The sequence below is a fragment of the Microbacterium sp. genome, from assembly GCF_011620715.1.
GTDB lineage: Bacteria > Actinomycetota > Actinomycetes > Actinomycetales > Microbacteriaceae > Microbacterium.
On sequence record NZ_WOYP01000098.1, the window covers coordinates 10,570 to 13,345 of the forward strand.

General features: G+C 71.2%; 3 protein-coding genes. All 3 read left to right on the plus strand.

Annotated elements, in window-relative coordinates; all coding sequences use genetic code 11:
* Positions 1-89: 89 nt before the first annotated feature.
* From QZV84_RS09735 to QZV84_RS09745, 3 genes are read left to right on the plus strand one after another with little or no spacing between them, the layout of a single operon-like run.
* Positions 90-497: a hypothetical protein gene (locus QZV84_RS09735; RefSeq protein WP_292828929.1), complete on the plus strand. Its 408-nt coding sequence runs from the start codon at positions 90-92 to the stop codon at positions 495-497.
* Between the two features lie 51 nt (positions 498-548).
* The gene (locus QZV84_RS09740) at positions 549-1,730 is read left to right on the plus strand and encodes a DUF2092 domain-containing protein (protein ID WP_292828931.1); all 1,182 of its coding nucleotides are present in this window, start codon (positions 549-551) and stop codon (positions 1,728-1,730) included.
* Positions 1,731-1,740: 10 nt separating this feature from the next.
* Positions 1,741-2,724, plus strand: coding sequence for an ATP-binding cassette domain-containing protein (locus tag QZV84_RS09745; RefSeq protein WP_292828932.1), 984 nt, complete (start codon positions 1,741-1,743; stop codon positions 2,722-2,724).
* Positions 2,725-2,776: the final 52 nt, after the last annotated feature.

Consider the following 2,776-nt stretch of genomic DNA (forward strand, 5'->3'; position numbering starts at 1 on the left):
GCGCTGAGGGTCCTGCGCTGAAGGGCCCCGCGCTGAGGGCCCTGCGCTGAAGAGCCCCGCCGAGGGCACCGCGCGGTACTGTCGGTGCCGTGGGGGAGAACGCGTACTACGCCGAGTGGGACATCGTGCTGACCGGACTCGCCCTCGGCTGTCTGGCCACCGATATGAGCCGCTTCCCCGCCGGGCGCGGGCACATCGAGCGGGCGCTCATGCACGCCTGGCCGGAATGGTCGGGAAAAGACGCCTATCCGCACTTCCTGCCCCGCGACCTCGGGATCTACGGCATGCGCAGCACGCTGATGGAGCCGCTGGGCTATGTCATATGGGATTGGGGCTCGGTGCTGGGCAACGGCATCCATCCGTCGCTTTCCGTGGCGTCCGCCGCTCCCGCCGAGGTGCTCGCGCAGTTCGCCGCGACGCAGCCGGTCGCCGCGGATGCGTGGCAGGACCTCGCGCGCCGCTTCGTCGCGGAACTGCCTGCGCCAGAGCCTCGCTGAGTGTTCACTGGAACCCGGGACGGGATGCCGCCACCGGCGTAGCCTGGGCTCATGAGCCCTGCCCGTCATGCCACTGTCAGCCATGTCAGTCGTCGCCGCATCCTGACCTGGACCGCCGCGGTCGGCGCGCCGGTGCTGGTGGGCGCCGCGATCCTGGTGCCGATGGCAGCAAGCGGAGCAGTAGACCTGCCCGACAAGACCCCCTCCGAGCTGATCGCGTTCGCCGCGGCCAGCGATGTCGATGCCCTCAGCGGAACGATCGAGCAGACCTCCGAGCTGGGCCTGCCCGATGTGGGTGCGATCACCGGGGCGATGAGCGGCGACTCGGCGCCCGAGTCCGAAGGCGGCCCGACCGCCGCCGACATCGACGACCTCATCTCGCTGGTCACCGGCTCGCACACGGCGAAGGTGTACCTCGACGGGCAGAGTGCTCGTCTGCAGGTGCTCGACCCGCTGGGTGAGCGCAACGTCTACGTCGACGGCGCCGCGAACCAGGTCTGGTACGTCGACAGCGAGACGCAGACCGCGACGCAGCTGACGCTGGCCTCGGATGCCGAGATCGACGAGCTGAAGCACGACGCCCCGCAGGGGACGCTCCCGACCCCCGACCAGATGCTCGATGAGAGCCTGGCCGCACTCGACGAGACGACCGCCGTGACCGTCGGCACCGACGCCCGCGTGGCCGGTCGCGACGTGTACGAGCTGATCCTCACGCCACGCACCGACGACACCCTGGTGGGCGAGATCCGGTTCGCGATCGACGGCGAGAACGGCGTCGCACTCGCGGCCTCGGTCACCGCCCGCGGCGCGGCCGAGCCGGCGTTCGAGACCGGGTTCACGCAGGTGGACTTCGCCGCGCCCGATCCTGCCGTCTTCGCGTTCACGCCCGGCGATGACATCGCGGTGACGCAGCAGGATGTGCCGCTGCCCACCCCTGGCGCCGGCACTCACGACGGAGAATCGACGACGGATGCGGCATCCCCCGTCGTCTACGGCGAGGGCTGGTCGGCCGTGATCGCGCTGCCCAGCACCTCCGAAGCGAGCGCGGCGGACGTGTTCGCAGGCCTGGACCCGGAGCAGGTCGCACTGCTGGACAGCGTCACGACCCCTGTCGAGGGTGGCCGCGTGCTGCAGACCGCGCTCGTCAGCGTGCTGATCACCGACGACGGACAGGTGCTCGCCGGAGCCGTACCGGCATCGCGACTGGTCGAGGCCGCGCAGACCGGGTTCTGACGGAATTCCGGTGACGACCCCGACCCTGGTGCCCGCGCACCCCGGGACCGAACTGGCGATCGAAACGTCGGGTCTGACCAAGCGTTTCGGCGCGCAGACCGCGGTCGATGCGATCGACCTCGCGGTGCCTCGAGGCGCGGTGTTCGGCTTCCTCGGGCCGAACGGATCGGGCAAGACGACCACGATCCGGATGCTGCTCGGCCTGCTGCGCGCGACCGGCGGCGAGTCGCACGTGCTCGGTGCGCCGATGCCCCAGTCGCTCGACGCCGTGCTGCCGCGCGTCGGCGCCCTCGTGGAGGGTCCGGCGTTCTCGCCGTTCCTCACCGGCGAGCAGAATCTGCGGCGCTTCGACACCGCCGACCGCCACTCCACCAGGCGCACGCGCGATGCGCGCGTGGCCACGGCCCTCGACCGGGTCGGGCTGAGCCATGCCGCGAAGAAGAAGGCGCACGCCTACTCGCTCGGCATGAAGCAGCGCCTCGGCCTGGCGAACGCGCTGCTCATGCCGCGTGAGCTTCTCGTGCTCGACGAACCGACCAACGGCCTGGATCCGCAGGGCACGCGCGAAGTGCGCGCGCTGATCCGCTCCTTCACCGCGGACGGCACCACCGTCTTCGTCTCGAGCCATCTGCTGGCAGAGGTGGAGCAGCTGTGCACGCACGTCGGCGTCATGAGCGGCGGACGACTGGTCGCGCAGGGCACGCTCGACGAGTTCCGTCGCGCAGGCGCGCGTGCCCGCGTTCAGGTGCGCACGCCCGACCTCGAGGTCGCGCGGACCGTGCTCGCGGGGCTCGGCATCGAGGCGGACGCGCGGGACGCGGCATCCGATCTCGACGTCGTGACGGGTGACATGTCCGGCGACGCCCCGCCTGAGGCCATCGTCGCGGCGCTGGTGGCCGGCGGCGTGCGGGTGCGCGGCTTCGAGGTCGTCGGCGAAAGTCTCGAGCAGCGCTTCGTGGAGCTCACCGGGGAGGGCTTCGATGTCGTCGCCTGAGGTGGTCCTATCGCACAACCCGGCGACCAGCCCGGCGACCGGCCCGGCGAAC